We start from the raw sequence: 20,424 nt of genomic DNA, 5'->3' as shown, positions 1-20,424 counted from the left end.
AGTTTAGGGCTGCTAAACCATTCTGTTACGCCATAGTTTTTTGTGGGGCTGTAAGTATTGGCTAATTGTGGCAACATCATTCAAACTTTCTCCTTAAACGAATCGACCCAAAGCAGGGGTTCGTAAATTCCCTGTAGCACTTAGCCCCATATAAACGATTTGGACTTGTTTACCCATATAGGAATCTCTATTCATCCAGAGATCCTGTTCCTCTTCATCGTTTAAGCCGTAAACACGAGTAATTTTATTAACTCCATTCACCATTCCTTCAACTGACATATAACTTACGAAATTTACTACAGGATTTTGAGTAAATCCAACAACAGTAAAGATTCCGCTTGTTATAGCCTTCACTTTCAAATAGTTGTCAGATCGCACTTCTGAATAAACTGAATCAGGATTTCTTAGAAATATTTCATCAGAAACACCAGAATTCACTATCTTCGTATATTCGTCAAGAACGCCGAGCGGTGTACTGCGAATCAATTCTTGAGGTATAAAACTCACCATTCCCATTGATGGGATGTTTTGTCGCATCAAAGTAATCATTTGATGCCCTGTCAGATTAGGATTTGTTGTTTCAACAACAGCAGAAACTCTAAACTCGATACCAAACTTATCAGCAAGGTCATAGTTGGTTCGATCGCGTACCAATACCGTAAGTTCATCCAGTGTTGTGCCGGGAATAAATAACTCACCATCCATAAAGGAGAGATTGTTAGCATCACAGATACCTTGACAAGCTAACTCAAGCCGATCGATACCAACGAATCGCGTAGTCAAAGTCTGGCTTCTTAATCCCTTTATTGCACCAAATCTGTGATAAACACACCTAATTCCGTTGAGCTTAGGACTGCTAAACCAGAAACCTGTAGGATATTCCTTTGCTGGACTGTAAGTGTTTGGTAATTGTGGAAGCATTTAATTCTTGTGGTAATTGAAGAGTTTAGCTTCACAGCCCTGCTTTATCAGAAAACAGAGCTATGAAACTACAGAACTCAGAAATTAGTTAACCGCCATGATGAAATTGCTGACGCATCGGACTTGTTCGTTCACGATTTTGTCAAACATAAGAGCAATCTCTCGGTTATTTGGTTGGAATCTCATCAATCCCCATTGACCAGTAGCAGCAATTGTTAAGTCAGGCTTGAAAATCAGTGCTGTGGAATGGAACCAGGTGTTAAAGACAGTAGCTGGCATATTTCCACAGATAATCATGCCGGAAATGTTGGCGTATTGGATAAGCACATCTACGTTAAGTCGAACCAATTTGCCACAGGTTTGATAAGTTACGCTACCTGAAACGTTCCACGATAAAGGCAACGAAATTGGCGCTGACCAAACAATTCCTGCTGGCCCGGCTGGACCAATAGCACCAGTATCTCCTTTCGGTCCGATCGCGCCAGTTGCACCAGTTGCACCAACAGCGCCGGCAACACCTTGAATTCCTTGAGCGCCCGCTGCACCAGTATCACCTTTCGGGCCCGCAACACCCTGAGCACCAGTGGCTCCCGCAGCGCCAGTTGCACCAGTAGCTCCGGCAGCGCCAGTCGCACCAGTTGCACCCGCAGCGCCGGGAATTCCTTGAGCGCCAGTATCACCTTTGATTCCCTGAGTACCAGTCGCACCAGTCGCGCCAACATCACCTTTAGGACCGATCGCACCAGTTGCACCAGCGACACCTGGATTTCCTTGCGCTCCAGTTGCACCGATCGCACCAGTTGCACCGATCGCACCAGTTGCACCTGCTGAACCAGTATCACCTTTCAAACCTTGAGGCCCTTGTACTCCAGCGGGACCAGTTGCACCTTGAATTCCTTGAGTGCCAGTTGAACCAGTTGGGCCGATCGCTCCTGTGTCACCTTTAGCTCCCGGAAGTCCTTGCAAACCTTGATCGCCTTGTTTAGCTCCCAAAGTCCAGAAGATCGACGGTGGTGGATTATTCAAACTCGGGCCGGTAGCAATGTAACTGCTTCCGTTGTGAGCAACAGCATCAAACATGGCGTATTGGAATGTTGGGCTCCAATTTCCACGCCAAATCAAGCCGGGTCGTCCTTGAGGACCTTGTGGCCCTGTTCCACCTTGTGGCCCTATTGCACCAGCCGGCCCCATTTGACCAGTCGGGCCGATATCACCCGGTGTGCCTTGAATCCCTTGCTCTCCACGTTCGCCGGGAGTGCCGGGATTACCTTGCAAACCTTGCGAACCCATTTCGCCTGGAATTCCTTGATCACCGCGATCGCCTTTTTGACCTGCGGGGCCGGTTAAGCCGATCGAACCTGTAGCGCCAGTAGCGCCCATATCGCCAGCAATTCCTTGATCACCTCGATCGCCTTTTTGACCTTGCGGGCCCGTCAAACCGATCGAACCTGTAGCGCCAATATCGCCGGGAATTCCTTGATCGCCACGATCGCCTTTAGAACCTTGCGGGCCCGTCAAACCGATCGGACCAACAGGGCCGAGATCGCCAGCGATACCTTGATCGCCCCGATCACCTTTAGAACCTTGAGGGCCGGTTAAACCGATCGGGCCCGTTGCGCCAGCTTCACCAACTAAACCTTGATCACCGCGATCGCCTTTAGCACCCTGCGGGCCGGTTAAACCTTGATCACCAGCAGGGCCGACTGTGCCGGGAATGCCTTGATCACCTCGATCGCCTTTTATGCCGGGAGCGCCTTGCGGGCCGGTTAAACCTGCCGGGCCGGTTGCGCCAATTTCACCGGGAATTCCTTGGTCGCCACGATCGCCTTTTATTCCGGGACTGCCTTGTGGGCCGGTTAAGCCTGGATTTCCTTGAGAGCCAGTAGCGCCAACTAGACCTTGATCGCCTCGGTCGCCTTTTTCACCGGGAACGCCTTGCATTCCTGGATTGCCAATATCGCCTTTGTCACCTTGCGGGCCGGCAATCCCAGGCTGACCCTGTAAACCTTCAGCACCAGTTGCGCCGGGGGTTCCTGGTAAACCACGTTCGCCCGGTTCACCTTGAATGCCTGGATTTCCTTGAGGCCCTGGACTACCAGCCGGGCCCGTCAAACCTTGAATGCCTTGAATTCCTTGACTGCCTGGTTCGCCTTTTTCACCGGCTACACCGGGAGAACCTGCGGAGCCATCAACACCGGGATTTCCTTGATCACCTTTCGGGCCGATCGGACCGATCGCACCAGTCGCGCCAGCAGTGCCGGCAATTCCTTGATCGCCTTTCTGACCTGGTGCTCCTGTTTCACCAGCGGGCCCGATCGCACCTGCTGTACCGGGTTCACCGGGAGTGCCGGGATTTCCTGGATCACCTTTAATACCCTGCGGGCCGGTAGCGCCAGCCGGGCCGGTAGCACCGGGTGTACCTGCTGCACCGGGCATACCATCCGCACCCGGAGCGCCGGGATTTCCCTGAATTCCCTGAATCCCTTGAGGGCCAGTTGCACCAGTCGCGCCTGTTGCGCCGGGAGTTCCAGGCTGACCAAGATCACCGCGATCGCCTTTTTCGCCGGGAACGCCTTGAGGTCCGATCGGGCCAGCCGGGCCGGTTAAGCCGATCGGACCTTGTGGCCCAACGATTGCCGGCTCTGGAGGAATAAGAGAAACCTCACGAGAAGCAGTCGCAACAACACTCGTGCCAACCATCAAATCAGCGCGTAGAGTTCCATTTTGTGTGATGGCTGTTTCGTAAGGAATCCAAGGAGATTCTTTGATAATTGAGCCGTTGAGAGTGAAGCGGACAAAAGAGTTGGTTGGCGGATATTCTACATCAACAACTACTACAGTTTGCCCTGAATAAAGAATAGGATTTCGTAGCGCAATTGTTGGAGTATTTAGCTTAACTTCAAAATTTATTTGAGCGGTCGATCGAACTACCGGAGGCGTTGTGCCGGTGATATCTTCGACTTCAATGAGGTGAACGCCAGCGCTATTAATAGGAATAACTAGCCCAAATTGATATTGAGGTGCTGCCGTCGTGCCGACATTAGTTGCGGATGTATCTGTCCCAACCACTGTGCCGTTGAGTTTAAATCGAACGTCAGTATTTGTGTTACTGTCTGCGATCGCAGTAACAGGTAAAGAATAAGGCAAAGAGTTTACTTGAACACTTGGCTGATTTGGGGCGGTGATTCTAATTGCCATGATTATTTATTTAATTTGTGAATACACGAGATTTAATCTCTTCTCTGTAGTCAATACCAGAGAAGAGATTAAAAACAAGAGAGGGAAAGAACTTTGGCGCTTATCAGGTTTGAATCAGCAGAGCCTGAGCCAGGATAACTTCTGATTCCACTGATTCTCCAGCAATCATCAGAGTGGTGTAAGCATCAGGGCTTGTGTTGTCACCGTCATCGTCGTGAACCATGATGACTTTAGTATTTTGCAACTGAGTGAATGTTTGGTAAAGCTCAGTTAGATATTCAACCTGTTCGATCGGCATCAAAATGCTAAATACTGTCTCTGGTAAAACAGGCTCTTCCATCGCCAAACTTTGGGTTGCCATCCCTACTAACTCTGTCAAAGAGTTTCTGATCAAAGGTTGAAACAGCTCATCTAAAGTTTTGTATTCAATGCGTCGTGTCGCCGGAGCTTTGTAACTAGGAGCGAGGGGATTCATCGCCTTGATTGCAGCTCTCCGCATTGAAGCATCTCTGCTAAGAATTGCTGCTTCATCCAATGGCAGTTTAGCTCTTTTAATTGAAAGCGGTGAATCGCTTTCAGATTGGGGCCAAAAGTTGTAGTCAGCGAGTGTTGCCCGCAGCATTTTTGTTGCGAATCCTGCTGTTATTGTCATGGTGGTAATCGAGCTTGGTATCGAGTGATAAATTATTTTTTTAGTATATCATCTCAATTTTATTTCTTTTTTTGACGGCAAAAATTTGACTTTTGTTTACAAATAAGATAGGAATAAAAATTAAATTTGACTAAGGGGGCTTTAACCAGGAAACGGCAAGAACCAAGAGATAATTAGCGAAAAACCAGCAAGCTACAGAATTACTGTTTAAAACTGTTGCTTTAGTATTTGCACTCTTTTGAGTATCAAAAAACTAAGCTTTTTCAAAATTGCTTACCCATTCATCACTTTCTTTGTCACCTAAGAAAACAATTTGACCATTTTCTGTAGCGGGTCAACAGATGGGGTAAGCTAAACACACAACAAACTTGAGGATAAGAAAAACCAGTAGCGAACTGGTTCAACGCTATTAGTGGCGAGAAAGTGCATAAAATTTCAGGAGATAGGCTTGAATTTCTTGATTTTAAGCCAATCAAAGGAATTGACCATATAACTCTGTCAAACAGATGACTTTGACCTTTCCCACGACAAGAAGCTTTGTTAGCAGGAAGCCAATGACAGTCACCGGAAGCATTTCTTACCAGATACATTGAGGAACGATCCTCTGCGAGGGCTGCGCCAACGGAAGTTCAATTTTACCGTAGCTTGCGGGGCGCGTAGCGCCATCGCCCAACCCGGACACCAGTTTCTGCCGTAGTAGAAAAAGCAGTCCTTCGGTTCCTTAAACCATTCGATGTGATTTTTAGTTATTTTGCTCATTAGATTTAGATGTGATTAATGAGAGATAGTCATAGTTATGGAGAAAAAACATCATCGTCCAAAAGCGAAGGACTACGTTAATAGCATTTAAGTAGCTTTTAGTCAATTAATTGTATTTCCTACTTACAACCAACGAAAAGCATTTTATATTCAATAAAACTGTCATTGCCAGTGATTCCTAAGCGACCACTAAGAACAATTAGACAAAGCTACAAATTGACAATCTGGTCATCATGATTTTCCTTGTCCCTGGATTGCCTGTCCGTAAGAAGCGCAAAAACTGACGTGGTAGCATTTCTTGATAAACTGCCGTGATTTCGTGAGGATACGGCTCGATATGTGATGTGAATAGCTAAGAATCGATCAAATAGATGGGCAAGGTGAATGCGACGTTTTCCGAAACTTGGCAAAATAAATCCTCATTAACATCGAAAAACCAAGAATATCTGTAACAAAATCTCGATATTTTGCTGATTTCATTCATGAATTATATGAGTTTTTAAACACCACTGTCATGATTTTGGTATAATTGTGACAGTATCAAGTCCATATTTGGAGACATTACTACCGGGAGCGTGATGTTTGCCAGAATTCCATTGAGCTAAACTTTACAGCAGCGATCGTCCAATTAATCTTTTGAATCCGTGCCACAACTCGAACTTTTTCTGTAACCCAAACCCAGCTATCCTAAGTCTCCTCAACTAACCATGAGTTCCCAGGCGCTAGAGAGCTGGAAACAGCGCATCCTTGAATATCAACAATCTGAAAGCGCTCCTCAACCGCGACAGGGAAGTCTATTCGATCTCACACCCAATCCCTGTGACCCCAACAGCATAGACCCGTGCGAACTGGAGAAGTAAGAAAGAGGCTAAATCCCGGTTAATAAGCGTAAATGTAGTAGAGGTTGGTAGCAATGCTGCGAAGCCGATCGCACCAGTGCTGTTTCCGCATCTCGAATCTTAGCAAACTGAAATTCTAAGGCTCCCATCCTCATAAAAACCGGATATAGGTAAATGCGAGCGAAAGGTATCAGTAACAGTGCGGGATTGTTCCACTTCACAGAGATTGTTAAATAACTAAACAGTCCTTGAAAAAAGCGCGATTTCTGGCTGTTTGCATAAGCCCTCTAGAGTATTTCGAGAAAATCCATGAAAAACATTGTTTATCGATATTCACTCTTTTGTAGCCTAGGACTTTTAACCTTCGTGGCACTAACGGGAATACTCTCCCCAGGTAGCAGTAGCAGCCAGCTTTCCCCATCAATTGGTCAAATTCAAGTTTCACGGAAACCTGCTTCCAGTACAAAGCAATACAAGAATTCGACGTATGGTGTTAGCTTGAGCTACCCCAGCAACTGGGGACGTACCAAGGGCTATGAAGATCGAGAACGCTTCAGTGGTGCTGATGGATTTTTCCTCGTATCGGCGTTGTCGTCACCGTCGCCGTCAACGATTCAAAATGTTTGTAAGGATGCACTCAATAATAGACTAAATCCCTATGGTACTCGTCCCCAGGTGCAGAGGTTACAAATTCAGGGCCGCCCAGCCTGTCTAATTTTGCCTTCCTCCGATCAAGATCCGGCCCTGGAAAGAATGGCAACGCTCATTGTGCGCTATTCCACACCGATTCGCCTGAATGGGGGAAACTACAATCACCTCATGTTGTCGGCTGACAAGGAACACATTCGCCAGATTGCTAACGGGCTAAGATTTACGATGCCAAGGCGATAGTATAGCAACCGCTTTCGTCGGTTAGGGCATAAAGTGTAAATAACCCAATTGCGGTGCGATCGTAAAACCCATCTCCAAAGTTGTACTCTTAAACAGTTCGCTCAGTAGTTTGATTCATTTTTATTTATGACTGGAGGCAAAAGTTGTAGATGTTACTCAACAAAATCGACGCACCACACTTAATTTCTGTAAACCCAATGCTTAGTAGAGATTGAGTTGGTGCCAGATTTTTTCCAAGTCGCTGTGCTTGCATAATATTTGGTATACGCATCTCCACCGACCAATGAAAAAATATCTCAACCTCGCCACCGCCCTCATCGCATCACTCAAGCCCAAATCCAAAACACCCATAATCGATAGCTACGGTCAATCCCCGCTAACCCAGGAACAGCAGCAAGCTCTCATGGAATGGCTGTTCGCCAGTTTGATGGGTGCGGGGTACTTCGGTAAAGCTCACCTGATTTGGGATGACGGCCAGGATAGAGAGCGGGAGATTTTTACCGCATTAATGAGAAACGAACCAATCTTTCTGTACCGCCAAGGAGGGCGACCTTCACCAACGGTTGAGGGATATTGTTGGCGACTGATTGGCGAACATCCGAGTTTGCGGGTGTATCAGTTAGAGATGGAAGTTGAAGGAGAGTGAAAGCTCTCCTTGACCTGGAAGCGATTATTATAAGGGGAAGCTGCCGTTAGCAAATTTTTATGGCATCATTCACCAACGGCACATTTCTTTCTCGAAATCGCAGTGTGAAAATGCTACCCGTACCCAATTTACTTTGCACAGTCAGGCTACCGCCATGTGCTAAGGCTATAGCTTGCGCTATCGCCAATCCCAATCCCGAGCCGCCAGTAACGCGATCGCGTGAACTGTTAACTCGATAGAAACGGTCAAAAATTTGCCTTTGATCTTCTGCTGCAATCCCACACCCTGTATCTTGAACATGAATCACAACTAAATGGTCACTTTTCTCTAAAATAACATTTACTTTGCCACCAGGTGAAGTGTATTGAATCGCATTGACAATTAAATTAGAAACTAAGCGATAAAGTTGGTTAGAATCACCAATAACACTCAATGGCTGATGCACCCGCAACTCCGATGTTAGCGCTACCTCTCTTGCGATCGCCATTGCTGCCAATTCTTCGAGTAAATCGCTAATCAGGTCATTCAAACAACACAATTGAGGGCGATAGGCTATCGGTTGATTATCCATGCGAGCCAGCAGCAGCAAATCAGCAACTAACTGAGTCAGTCGTCGGTTTTGGCGATCGATCGTCCGTAAAGTTTCCCGCGCCTCTTTTTCATCCAATTGAGGCGTCAACAGCGCTGATTCTACTGTGGCCTGTGAAGCCGCTAAAGGCGTTCGTAGTTCGTGAGCAGCATCCGCTGTAAACTGTTGAATTCGTCGGTAGGAAGCATAAATCGGTTTCATTGCCAATCCTGCCATTAACCAACTAGAAAAGCCGACACAAATCAATGCTGTAGGCAATCCTAATTTCAAAACCCATTTCACTGTACGGAGATAATCATTAAAGTCTTGTAGGCTTCGCCCCACTTGAAAATATCCCCAATTTTGCTGGCTTTTAGTGTGCAGTTCTACAGAAATTTGGTGATAAACGTTGCCTTTAGTGTCAGTTATTGTTTGGCAGTGTTTGGAGTTAAAAACTGGTGATAATTCTGCTGGATAAGCGCCTGCTGTAGCAATTAATTTTCCGGAATAATCAAATAAACGAATATAGTAGTAGCCTTGGTTGATACCGCTTACAATATGGTGGCGTGGCAACTGTTTTTTAATGCTGTTAACTCCAATTAGGCGGAGGTTGGGCAAAAGTTCGTTTACTATTGGCTCTAAGCGTCCAGGCTGCTGCAATTCGAGGTCTAGGCTGTCGTGTAGCGTCCCCGCTACCGATTCTAATTCGCGGTCTAGGGCTACCCAGTAAGCGTGGGCGATCGCCCTATATACGCCAAATCCCAACAAGCTTAAAATCAAACCCATTACTGCTGCATAGGAAATGGCTAATTTCCAGCGAGTCCGGTTAAATAGTTGATTTTGATTCATTTTTCATAACTTAATAAGAGGTAATTGGTCAGACCTTAGATATTTCAACGTAATTCTGTCATTTTAAGTGTAGCGAAGAATCTCATAAATTCTTCACTACACTGCGTTGCCTTTGACTCATGACAGACACAATAGCTGCCTCTAGGACTATTGGTAAATAACAGGGGTTCTGAACAATACCCACCCTACTTTAATTTCTCATCCGGTATCCTACGCCCTGTACAGTTTCAATTAAATTCGCGCCGTCAACCGACTCAAGTTTGCGCCGTAGGAAGCGCACTTGAGCTGCTATGACATTGCTAAAGGTATCTGCACTAACCTCCCATAGCTCATTTCAAATTTGGTCAGTGTTGACAATTTGGTTCGGATGTTTCATAAAGTATTCTCTCAGTTGAGACTCTTTGTTTATTAGAGCAATTAGGTGGCTTTTGCCACTTATAGCGAAATGGCAGACAGTTCGATTTCCGCAGTTCACAACCAGATTTTCTACCTGTAGCTGTTGCGGTTGAATGTGGGTCGATCGCCTTTGCAAAGCCCCAAATTTTGCTAACAGTTCTGCCATTCCGAACGGCTTCACTAAATAATTATCGGCTCCCGCATCCAGTCCAGCTACTTTGTTTTCCCGGAGGTCTTTTGCCGTTAGCATCAACACAGGCAAATTACTATTGCAAGTCCGCAATTTACGCAGCAGTTCTAAACCCGATATTCCCGGCAGTAACCAGTCGAAGATTGCCAGCGTATATGGTTTTTTTGGGTTCTCTAGATAATTCCAAACCTGGGTGCCATCTAAAACCCAATCAACAGTATATTTTCCTGGTTCAATGTTCGCTTAATCGCCCCACCTAAAACTCGCTCTTCTTCAGCTAGCAGAACTTTCATAATCAAGGACAGTAGGATAGTGTGTCTGCAACAAAAATCTTCCTATCAATAGACATGAATTTGAGCAAAACCCATTGGTATCTCTCCATTAACCCCAACAGATTTAGCAGAAATCCGGTATAGCCAAGCGTTAGAAACACCTTTTATTGTTACATCGTTCAAAACAAGTTTAAGCTTTGATTCTGACGCAAGTGGTTGAGAGATTTTTACTATAATTTGGTTGTCTACCATAGAAAAGTCAGCATTAATTTTTCCTTTCACATCGTCTGTTAAAGTGATATTGTTGCTGACTATTAACCCCTTTGGAACATCAATAATCAGATGAGAAAGAGCGCTACGACCTTGAGGAATGTGCAACCTAATCGTATGCCGAACAATCCTTGCCCGAGTTTGAGGAAATTGTACAGCTCCATCGATATGAGGAGTAGATCCTATGCGAGCATCCGCATAGTCAGCAGCAATCGGAACTGTGAGAGCTAAAGCTACAGCCGAACAGATTAGCCTTTTCATTATTTTACCCCTGTATGACAACCGATCTCGTTAATCAAGCCTCAGAATCCTTAGTAAAGGACTCTGTTATTATCTAAATTGACATATTGAGATGAAATCAGGATGAAATTTTTGACTGTTTAAGCACATTTATCCAGAAATCAGATTTTTAAAATAAACTATTCATTCCTGTTGTGGTAAGTTGCTACTGCCGAGGGTGCGATGGGATAGTATCGAGAATAGTGGGTATCAAGATATTTTTTATACTCACAACACAACATTTTCTTGAGCAAGAGGACAAGGATAACTCGGATCGCCAGTTTCTACTTGGAGCGTAGTGTGTTCAATACCAAAAAGGTTGTGCAGCTCTCGATTTACCTGCACTAAAAAAGCATCGCTGGGATAAGCTGTAGGCATTACCAAGTGAGCTGTGAGGGCTGTCTCAGTTGTACTCATTGCCCAAATATGAAGGTCGTGAACACCAGTTACGCCAGGGAGTCCAGCTAAATAAGTGCGGACTGCAAGGGGTTCAATGCTTGCTGGTACGGCATCTGTTATTAAGTTGAGGAATTCTTGGAACAATTGCCAAGTCCCTACAACAATAGCAACAACAATAATCAAGCTCACAACAGGGTCAAACCAAAGCTAGCCAGTTGCCACAATAGCCCTGTCAGCCAGCACCGCACCCAAAGATACTGCTGCATCAGCAATCAGGTGGAGGAACGCGCCTCTGATGTTCAAGTCATTATGACGATCGGCCATAAACATTAAGGCGCTTCCCGTATTAATAGTGATGCCTACGGCTGCAACGCCAATAACTCTACCGCCTGATACTGAGCTGGGTTCTGAAAAACGTTGAATAGCTTCCCAAGCGATCGCCCCTGAAGCTACCAGGAGGAGAATAGCGTTCAACAGAGCCGCCAAAATGGAAGAACGACGCAGCCCATAGGTGTGGCGTGCTGTCGGTCGCCGACGGGCAAGAATGGTTGCTCCCCAAGCCAGTAGCAGACCTAAAACATCACTCAAATTGTGACCTGCATCGGCAAGTAGGGCAAGGGAATTGGCAAGAATGCCATAAACTGCCTCAATGATGACAAACCCCGTGTTGAGTGCGATGCTGATGGCAAAGGCACGGTTGTAATTACCACCGTGGTCGTGTCCGTGTCCTCCGTGACTGTGATTGTGAGACAGGATCACTACCCTTAAAGCTTGTTTCTCTTGCCCTACCCAACAGGGAAAATTTACTGCTTAAAACTAAAGCGACCGTCTACTTTTTTCCCGCCAATATCCGACGTAATTTTCACCTGATACTGACCCGCTGCCTTTCCAGGAAGCAAAGCCGTGTAGCTTTTTTCTTGAGCTCCATACGTCATGGGAAGTGTCTTTTGACTACCATCAGGTAGCTGAATTTGAGCCGTTACTTTAGCATTAGAGATTTCTTCGTTATTTTCTTCTTTTAGAAGATGGAAATCTAAACGAGTTCCATTATCTTCTTTTTCAGAGATAAACTCTAAGTGATAGGGAGCTGACTCGACAACTTGAGCGCCTTTGTGAAACGCGCCGGCATGGGTAGAGGGCTCTTTTTTTGCTGCTCCATCGGACTCCTCGGACTTAGCAGGCTGGGCACCAGTAGAACTAGCATCTGAATTGGCGCTTGGGTTGCTGTTCCCACAAGCTCCTAAGAAAAGCAGACCCACACTTCCTAGAACAATCAAGCCTGATTTGAAAAAATTCATGTGCTTTACTCCTTGCATTCAATGATCAGTAATCTTAACAAATTTTACATCATATTTATCTTGCATACTCCCCTAAGAATTAATGCCAATCTTTAGATTAATTAATCTGTGCGAAACTCAGCTACACCTATGGGAATCTCTGTGTCACTACCAACGACTTTAGCTGAAAATCGGTACACAGAAGTAGAATCGAGAATAGGTTGTTTAACTTTGTTGAAATTAATCTCAATCCTGCTGCCAGGGGCGACGGGTTCTAGGAAGCCTAATATAATGTTTTTGCCATTGACAGAAACATTGATGCTAATTTTCCTACCCTTGTGTTCCAGCACCTCAATATCATTACTCACAGCGACAGTGGGTGGAGTGGCAATAATTATCTGGGTAACAGCGTTGCTATTTTCAGGAAAGTGTAACACGAAAGTTTGTTTGACAAGCCGCCAGCGAGTGGGGGAAAAGTACACATCTCCGTCAACATTGGAAAACCTACTTTCATCTGTCTCGAAACTTGCATAACTAGGAGCCATTAAAACTGTACTAGCCAAAGTCAATGCAACCGCATTAATTAGTATTTTCTTCATATTGATTCTTTTGGACGACATAAACGAATGAGAAAATGTGAGCAATATACCGCAAAAATCACTTCTCAAAAACGGCTTGAACTACCTTCCCGTTATCCGAAACGGGCGGTGTTTGTTTAGGCACTAAGAATCTGCCAAACTTGGCGTACAACGCGGGTAACACCAGCAGCGTTAATGCTGTAGAAGTAAACAATCCGCCTAAAACTACTACTGACAAAGGTTGCAGGATTTCTTTTCCCGCGCCGCCTTCAAATGCTAAAGGTGCTAAACCTAAAGCTGAAGTTGAAGCGGTCATCAAAATAGCATTGAGCCGTTCCATCGAGCCTTTAATAATTGCTTCCTTAAAAGGCATTCCCTCGGCAAATTTAGTGTTGTAGTTGTCTACTAAAAGCAAGCCGTTGCGGGTGGCAACGCCAAATAATGTAACAAAGCCAACCAGGGAAGCTACAGAGATGATGCCACCAGTTAAAGCTACCGCGATTACTCCTCCCACTAATCCGAGCGGCAAATTAATCATAATCATAGCAGTTGAAGGAATTGACTTGACGGACAAGTACATCAATACTGTAATTACAAGAAAGGAGATCGCACTAAATATCATAATATTTTGCGAAGCTCTTTGTTCGGCTTCAAATTGACCGCCGTACTGGATAAAATAACCAAAAGGCAACTCCACCTCTCGTTTTACTTTAGCTTGAATTTCATTCACAACTGCTCGCAAATCCCTACCTTTAGCATTAGCCGCTGCTACAATCAAGCGAGAAACATTCTCGCGGTTAATCGTATTTGGCCCCGTACCGTATTTGACAGTAGCAACTTGGGCTAGGGGAATTTTATTACCGCCTGGAGTATCAACCAACAAATTCTGAATAGTTTCTAAGTTATTTCGGGCTTCAGGCTGCAACCAAACAACTAAATCAAAAGTTTGCTGAACTTCTAAAACTTGAGAAACAACTTTGCCGTTTAAAGCTGTCTCAATTATTTCAGAAAGCTCTCCGATTTTCAAACCGTATCTACCCGCAGCTTGGCGGTTAAACTTAATTTGAATTTGTTGCACGGGCACCTGCGGTTCGAGTTGCAAATCCACAATTCCCTCAACTGTTTTCATTTGCTCTTCAACTTTTGCCCCGAGGCTGCGAAGCTGATCCAAATCCGGGCCAAAGATTTTGACAGCAATCTGACTTCTGACACCAGATAAAACCTCATCCATCCGGTGAGAAATAAAACCGCCGATATTTGGTGCAACTCCCGGCAATTTAGCAAATTCCTGCCGCAGCGCCTCCAAAGTTTTCGGTCTATTTTTCATGCCCTCCTCGCTCAAACCGATATCAATGTGAGCTAAATTGACTCCCGCAGCATCCGCATCTCCCGGAGCTCTGCCCGATCGCACTTGCACGTATTCAAACCTGGTATCATTCTTAAGGGCATCTTCGATCGCAAAAGCTGCGCTATCTGTTGTCTCCAAAGACACCCCCGGATAAAGCTGAATAGTATTCACCAAAGTTTGCTCCTGAAACTCAGGCAAAAACACCCGTCCAAACGAAGGCAAAATAATTAATGCAGCCACCATGCTAGCAGCAGCAAAAGCTAAAATAATCCACGAATAGCGCATTGACAATTCTACAAAAAAAAGATAGGTGCGCTTGCAAAATCTCGGCAGCCAAGGTTCCTCGGATCTCATGCGTTTAGTAGGCAACAAGATAGCGCAGAGGGCCGGAGATATTAACAGCGATTCCAGACTAGAAATCACCACAACTATCAGATAAGTAATCCCCATAGGCGTAAAAACTCGGCCTTCTATACCGGGTAAAGTAAAAATTGGCGAAAACACCACAATCCCAATAACAGTCGCTCCAATTAACGAATCGCGCACTTCCTGACTGCCATCAAAAATCACATCCATTACCGGGCGAGGATGAAGAGAAGCCTTATTTTCTCTCAAATTGCGGTAGGTATTTTCCGCATAGACGATCGCATCGTCGATCGCAGTGCCGATCGCCACCGACAAACCCCCCAAAGTCATCGTATTTAATCCCAGCCCCAGCCAATACATCGCCAGCAGCGCCAACAGCCAAGTCAGAAAGAAATCCAGCAAAACCACCGCCAGAGTGCGCCAATTCATCAAAAACGGGATAAGAATAAGGGTGACGATGATGCTGCCTTCCACTAAAGCCGATCGCACATTCTCCACCGAAGAATTAATATATTCTTCCTGTCGGAAAGTCACAGTAACTTTAATATCTTTTGGTAGAGCTTCCTGTACCTCAGCCATTGCTGCCTCAACCGCTTTCGTTACCGCTGGAGTATCAGCAACGGGCTGTCTGTTTACCATCACAATCACAGCTTTTTTGCCGTTAAAGCTGCCGTCGCCCCGCTTGATTGCAGCACCAATCTTGACATCAGCGACATCACCAATTCTGACGACTGTTCCTTGCCGAGATGCGATCGCAGATTGCTGCAAATCTTCCACAGACTCAATCCGTCCCACCCCCCGGATTAAAGTTTCTCGATCCGGCGTAATTAAATACCCCCCTGGCGCGTTAACATTCGCAGCCGCTGTCGCTTCGGCAACTTGCTGCAACGACACATTAAAAGCTTTTAACTTGGCAGGTTCTACTAATACTTGATATTGCTTCTGATCGCCGCCATAAGCCACGACTTGGGCAACGCCAGTCACGCCTAAAAGGCGGTTTGTGACTTGCCAGTCAACCAGACGGCGCACTTCCATCAAAGGAGTAGTTTCCGAGGTAAAAGCATAGGTAATCACCAGACCGACAGGTGAAGTTGTCGGAGAGATTTGCGGTGTTTCTACCCCAGCCGGGAGTTTGCTTTGCGCTAGCTGCAACCTTTCTGTTATCAACTGGCGCGCTTGATAAATGTCAGTTTGCCAATCAAAAATTACCTTAACGGCAGAAAGGCCCACAGCAGAAGCCGATCGCACTGCTGTTACTCCAGGAGTTCCGTTAATCGCACTTTCGATCGGCAGTGTTACCAAAGACTCGATTTCTTCCGGCGCGAGCCCTGGCGCTTCCGTCTGAATTTCCACCTGTGGCGGTGCGAAAGGCGGAAAGACATCCAGCGACATTTGGGGAATGATAGAAAATGTCCACAGACTAACAATAATGGTGGCCACAACGACTAGCCACCGGCGGTTTATGACCCATCTAAGAATTGTGCTGAACATTTTATTAGCTTGGAGTTAATAGATACATACTTTTGCCAACTAAATTGCTATATTCACGCAATTGTTTACTTCAAACTCTTGACTTCTTCCTCTTGAGTTTTAACGTGATGGTTGTCATTGTGTAACACCAGTTCAGTGTCCAACGCCGGTGCAGAGGCGGAAAAACCATTATTTGCGGCATGGTTTCCTGAATCCGCTGCCATTGCTGGCAATTTACGTCGATTTCCCCACAACACGCCGGCTGTGAAAGTCAGGGATGCGATCGCAATTCCTCCCCCTATTCCCGCCCACCATAAAGACACGGGTAAATTATTAAAATTAACCTCTGTTGCCTTTGGAGTTGCCTCTTTCTTTTCCTCGTCTTCTGAGTGTTTATCGCTACCGCCCCGCAAAGATTGTGCGTAAAGTTGAGGTGCTCGCTGCGTTACTATCAAATCTCCCTCGAATAAACCGGTCTTAACTTCAACTAAATCTCCGGCCGTTTGACCTTGTTCAATTTCAACAGCTTGATAAGCATTGCCATTTTGGACGTAAACGGTTTTTTTACCGCTAACATCCACTACCGCCGAACTCGGAATTGCTAAAATATTTGTGGCAGTTTTGTCGGTTAAAATCTCCAACTCCGCAAACAGTCCGGGCTTTAATTCGCCGTTAATATTATCTACTTCTGCTTTTACCAGCACAACCCGCGTTTCTCCTGACACGGATGACCCAATGAAAGTGATTTTTCCCTTAAAAATGCGATCGGGTAAATTAGCGACTTTTACCCTGACTTCCTGACCCTGTTTTACTTGATTCAGGTCTTTTTCGTAAATATTGGCTGTGGCAAAAACGCGGCTGTCATTTAACAGACTCATCAACGGTTTTTCAGCGTTTACTGACTCTCCGGGGGTGATTTCGCGATCGGCTACAGTCCCCGAAATCGGAGCAACTACGGTAACGAGTCCTCGATCGTTGGCAAGAGTTCCTAATTGTTGCAGCCGTGCTTGATAGGCTGCGTCAGCCAAGCGAATGCGCGACTGAGCGACTTCGACGGCAGTTTTGCCGCGTTTGACTTGGTTCTCGGCTTCTAGAACTTCCCGGCGGCTCAGAGATCTGGTAAGTTGAGCTTTTGCTTCTGCTACTGTGCCTTGAGATTCCCGCAACTCCCGCATTGGCAGGTCTACTTCGGCTTGTTTAATTTCGGTTTGGGCTTTGATAACTTCAGGACGGCTTTTTGCCTTAGCAACAGCGGCTTGTGCTTCGGCGAAGCGAGCTTGCGATTCCAGCATTGTGCGCCGCGCGATCGCTCCTGATGCCACTAATTCTTTATCGCGATCGAACTGTTCTTTAGCCACAGTCAGTTCAGTTTCGGCTCTGGCGATCTCAGCTTGCGATATTTGAATCTGACGCTGATAATTTTCTTTAGCAACTTTGACAACAGAGCGCTTATTTACTAATTCTTGCTCTTTTTCGTACTGTTGGGTAGTTGCTACTAATTGAGTTCTGGCTTGTGCTATTTCAGCTTCAGCTATTTTCACGAGGCGATCGTAATTTTCTCGTGCTAGTTTGAGATCGCCTTCCGCTTGCTGCAAATCCGCCTCAGCTTCGGCACGTTTCGAGAGAGATTCAACCCGCAACTGTCCTAATTCTGAACTCGATAAAACCGCAAGCGGTTGACCTTTTGATACTTTGTCCCCAGGTTTAACCAGCAACTCTACTACTTTCCCACCAACAGGAGCCGTAACTTCTACTTTTTCGTTGGGCAAAGTTTCTATTTGTCCTGTGGTTTTGATGCCGATATCTAGTCGCTGTCGAGCGGCAGGGGAAACTTTAATTCCTAATCGTTTTGCTGTTTCGGCATCGACAGAAATAGCAACAGGAGTTTCAGTTGTTTCGTCGCTATGCTTAAATTCATCTCCGTGGCCAGCGTGGGCAAAAACAGCGACAGGAAAACTTAGCAAAATTATGCTGAACAAAATTCCAGAAAAACTGCTAATAATTGCCGGAGATTGAACATACTTGTGGAATATCATCGTTGGCATTGTCCTTGAAATCAGGTTGAGTGCCCCAGGTTTAACGGTTGGTATTTTGCCAAGGTAAGTAAGTGACACCCATTAGGTAAAGTTACTTATTAGCATTTTCCCATAAGCGACCGATAAGCAATGACCAAGAGCTAGAAATGCTCTATTCAACCTAGTATTTCACAGTCAAATGAAATTAGGATGAAATTTCGCTTCAGCAGCCCAGATGCCTACGGGCTGCTAAAATGCCAATGTTGAAGCCGATCTCAAGACGAAATTGAGGACAATTCAAACTGTGCAACCGGAAAATGAAGTTAGGAAAGCGAGCGCATCTGTTGGTTGTCCAGGCGCTTGAAGACAGAAGTCAGAATATTACCCATTCCCAATTTCAGAGTGCATATATGGATCATCTGACAGTCAAACTCCAAGGCATGAGTGGAGTCGATGGCCCCTTCTGCTGGTATCCAGCGCGTTTTTGCTGAAGTTGGACTAGACCCAAAAGCAGCTTAAATCTAAACACTGCAAGCACCAGGGAAAATTGTAGCGATGCTGGGAGATGGGATTAACGATGCTCCGGCTTGGGCAATAGCGGATGTGGGAACTGCGGCGCTGCTCTTATAAGGGTATAAATAAGCTTTCAGGTGTTGACATATCATTATTTGCTGATATGATGATACAAAAGAGCTTTGTATTGGAACTAAGCATATGATTGTCTCTGCTCAATCCCAGTCCACTCGCTTGAAAGCAAAACTCTTTCGTGGGTTTTCCGATCCATCACGATTGGCGATTTTGGACGTGCTGCGATCGCGTCCAATGACCGTGAGTGAAATTGTTGAAGCAACCGGGCTATCGCAATCTAACACCTCAAACCACTTGGGCTGTCTCCGTGATTGCGGTCTGGTAAACACCGTACAGCAAGGACGGTACACGAGCTATCAACTCGCCGATGCACGAGTTGCTGAGATTTTGGAAATGGTCGAAGAGTTACTGGCTGATGTAGCAAAAGGAGTTTATGAATGTACCCGCTACAACTGCTCAGAGAACGAATAACAACAAGCTAAACAGGAGGCACGATGTCAGACTGTGGATGTCACATGGAAGCCAAGAACGCAGCCGAGCGTAAAACGTTGCGAATTCTGTTACTTATCAATGGCACAATGTTTGTCGTCGGAATTGTGGCAGGAGTTTTAGCGGATTCAACTGCCTTAGTTGCAGACTCATTAGATATGTTTGCAGATGCTTCGGTTTACACGATGTCGCTGTATGCAGTTGGCAAATCGGCGCATCACAAGAATCGTGCAGCGACTCTAAGTGGTATTTTTCAGATCACGTTAGCCGTGATGGTTGTCGTCGATGTGATTCGACGGTTTGTTTGGGGAAGTTCACCGGAATCAGGCTGGATGATGGCAATGGCTTTTTTGGCGCTGATTGCTAACAGTTATGGTTTGTATCTTCTCTCAAAGCATCGTAAGGGTGAGGTACATATGCGGGCAAGTTGGATATTTACGCAGAATGATGTAATTGCAAATTTTAGTGTGATCGTCGCAGGTTTCCTAGTCACTCTATTTAATTCTCGGTTTCCCGATTTAATTGTGGGATTTGGAATCGCAAGCCTAGTCGTTTGGGGTGGAATCAGTATTATTCGAGATGCACAACGCGACAGAATGAAGCAACAACGGCTGTAGTAACATTGCTTAACAGGTTTTGCAGCAACGATTTGAACGTTTCTCGCTTCGTTTTAGTTTTCTCATGGCCGAGACATAGACACAGTACCGAAGATAGCTATGAGTAAAATGTACTCCAGCAACTTAATCCTGGAACAATGGGAGTTGATTGAACCTTTTATTTCACCTGCAACATCTAGGGATCGTCATCCCAAGGTTGAGGTGTCGAATGTCCTGAATGCGATATTTTACCTGTTAACCCAAGGCTGTACTTGGCGTGACTTATCTGGAGACTTCCCACTTTGGTAGAGCGTTTATCACTACTTCTGCACCTGGCGTAAAGACGGAACTTTGCTGAGACTACATGACCGACTTAGAGCCTGGGTTAAAGTTAGCCACAACCGAGCGGTGAGTCCGTCTGAAGCCATCGTGGATAGTCAAAGCGTCAAAAATGCAGCAAGGGTAAACCAAGCAATGGGATGTGACACAGGCAAGCACATAATATGAGTCAATAATTTTTACTTAACATGAGCAAAACGATAATAATTCTTACTCTCGATCGCAACTT

General features: G+C 45.6%; 17 protein-coding genes and 1 pseudogene. 5 read left to right on the top strand and 13 right to left on the bottom strand.

Annotated features, from left to right (window positions below; all coding sequences use genetic code 11):
* Positions 1-93: 93 nt before the first annotated feature.
* From QUB30_RS31085 to QUB30_RS31070, 4 genes are all read right to left on the bottom strand, one after another.
* A complete protein-coding gene (locus QUB30_RS31085) occupies positions 94-921 on the bottom strand; it encodes a hypothetical protein (RefSeq protein WP_333341805.1) in 828 nt (275 codons plus the stop codon).
* 84 nt (positions 922-1,005) lie between these two features.
* Positions 1,006-4,119 carry a hypothetical protein gene (locus QUB30_RS31080; RefSeq protein WP_333341803.1) on the bottom strand — a complete coding sequence of 1,038 codons (3,114 nt, stop codon included), beginning with the start codon at positions 4,117-4,119 and terminating at the stop codon, positions 1,006-1,008.
* A 103-nt stretch (positions 4,120-4,222) separates the two neighbouring features.
* Positions 4,223-4,771 carry a hypothetical protein gene (locus tag QUB30_RS31075; RefSeq protein ID WP_333235648.1) on the bottom strand — a complete coding sequence of 183 codons (549 nt, stop codon included), beginning with the start codon at positions 4,769-4,771 and terminating at the stop codon, positions 4,223-4,225.
* Positions 4,772-6,398: 1,627 nt separating this feature from the next.
* Positions 6,399-6,590 (bottom strand): hypothetical protein, encoded by a 192-nt coding sequence (locus QUB30_RS31070; RefSeq protein ID WP_333341800.1) that lies wholly within the window; start codon positions 6,588-6,590, stop codon positions 6,399-6,401.
* A 145-nt stretch (positions 6,591-6,735) separates the two neighbouring features.
* On the opposite strand from QUB30_RS31070, the gene QUB30_RS31065 reads away from it, so the two are divergent.
* Positions 6,736-7,260, top strand: a complete 525-nt coding sequence (locus QUB30_RS31065) for a hypothetical protein (RefSeq protein ID WP_333341799.1) — start codon at positions 6,736-6,738, stop codon at positions 7,258-7,260.
* 283 nt (positions 7,261-7,543) lie between these two features.
* Positions 7,544-7,906: a hypothetical protein gene (locus tag QUB30_RS31060; RefSeq protein ID WP_333341797.1), complete on the top strand. Its 363-nt coding sequence runs from the start codon at positions 7,544-7,546 to the stop codon at positions 7,904-7,906.
* 46 nt (positions 7,907-7,952) lie between these two features.
* Here QUB30_RS31060 and rppB read toward each other — a convergent pair whose 3' ends face one another.
* The 9 genes and pseudogenes from rppB to QUB30_RS31015 form a co-directional block, all read right to left on the bottom strand.
* Positions 7,953-9,323: a two-component system sensor histidine kinase RppB gene (gene rppB, locus QUB30_RS31055; RefSeq protein WP_333341796.1), complete on the bottom strand. Its 1,371-nt coding sequence runs from the start codon at positions 9,321-9,323 to the stop codon at positions 7,953-7,955.
* Positions 9,324-9,513: 190 nt separating this feature from the next.
* Positions 9,514-10,202: pseudogene (gene rppA / locus QUB30_RS31050) on the bottom strand (two-component system response regulator RppA).
* Positions 10,203-10,247: 45 nt separating this feature from the next.
* A complete protein-coding gene (locus QUB30_RS31045) occupies positions 10,248-10,712 on the bottom strand; it encodes a hypothetical protein (protein WP_333341794.1) in 465 nt (154 codons plus the stop codon).
* A gap of 246 nt (positions 10,713-10,958) precedes the next feature.
* A complete protein-coding gene (locus QUB30_RS31040; protein WP_333341793.1) occupies positions 10,959-11,318 on the bottom strand; it encodes a cation transporter dimerization domain-containing protein in 360 nt (119 codons plus the stop codon).
* 18 nt (positions 11,319-11,336) lie between these two features.
* The gene (locus QUB30_RS31035; RefSeq protein ID WP_333341791.1) at positions 11,337-11,888 is read right to left on the bottom strand and encodes a cation diffusion facilitator family transporter; all 552 of its coding nucleotides are present in this window, start codon (positions 11,886-11,888) and stop codon (positions 11,337-11,339) included.
* Between the two features lie 44 nt (positions 11,889-11,932).
* Positions 11,933-12,427 carry a hypothetical protein gene (locus QUB30_RS31030; RefSeq protein WP_333341790.1) on the bottom strand — a complete coding sequence of 165 codons (495 nt, stop codon included), beginning with the start codon at positions 12,425-12,427 and terminating at the stop codon, positions 11,933-11,935.
* A 101-nt stretch (positions 12,428-12,528) separates the two neighbouring features.
* Positions 12,529-13,005 carry a DUF2808 domain-containing protein gene (locus tag QUB30_RS31025; RefSeq protein ID WP_333341788.1) on the bottom strand — a complete coding sequence of 159 codons (477 nt, stop codon included), beginning with the start codon at positions 13,003-13,005 and terminating at the stop codon, positions 12,529-12,531.
* A gap of 58 nt (positions 13,006-13,063) precedes the next feature.
* Positions 13,064-16,189: an efflux RND transporter permease subunit gene (locus QUB30_RS31020; protein ID WP_333341786.1), complete on the bottom strand. Its 3,126-nt coding sequence runs from the start codon at positions 16,187-16,189 to the stop codon at positions 13,064-13,066.
* Positions 16,190-16,254: 65 nt separating this feature from the next.
* Positions 16,255-18,213: an efflux RND transporter periplasmic adaptor subunit gene (locus tag QUB30_RS31015; RefSeq protein WP_445300570.1), complete on the bottom strand. Its 1,959-nt coding sequence runs from the start codon at positions 18,211-18,213 to the stop codon at positions 16,255-16,257.
* A 684-nt stretch (positions 18,214-18,897) separates the two neighbouring features.
* Between QUB30_RS31015 and QUB30_RS31010 the strand changes: the two genes are divergently transcribed.
* The 3 genes from QUB30_RS31010 to QUB30_RS34035 all read left to right on the top strand — a co-directional run bounded on the left by QUB30_RS31010 (position 18,898) and on the right by QUB30_RS34035 (position 20,165).
* Entirely contained in the window at positions 18,898-19,242 is a 345-nt protein-coding gene (locus QUB30_RS31010) for a metalloregulator ArsR/SmtB family transcription factor (protein WP_333176542.1), read from the top strand.
* A 23-nt stretch (positions 19,243-19,265) separates the two neighbouring features.
* The gene (locus tag QUB30_RS31005; RefSeq protein ID WP_333341784.1) at positions 19,266-19,877 is read left to right on the top strand and encodes a cation transporter; all 612 of its coding nucleotides are present in this window, start codon (positions 19,266-19,268) and stop codon (positions 19,875-19,877) included.
* A gap of 99 nt (positions 19,878-19,976) precedes the next feature.
* The gene (locus QUB30_RS34035) at positions 19,977-20,165 is read left to right on the top strand and encodes a transposase (protein WP_445300569.1); all 189 of its coding nucleotides are present in this window, start codon (positions 19,977-19,979) and stop codon (positions 20,163-20,165) included.
* Positions 20,166-20,424: the final 259 nt, after the last annotated feature.

The organism is Microcoleus sp. BROC3, from assembly GCF_036702515.1.
Lineage (GTDB): Bacteria > Cyanobacteriota > Cyanobacteriia > Cyanobacteriales > Microcoleaceae > Microcoleus.
This window is presented reverse-complemented; position numbering and strand designations above follow the sequence as displayed.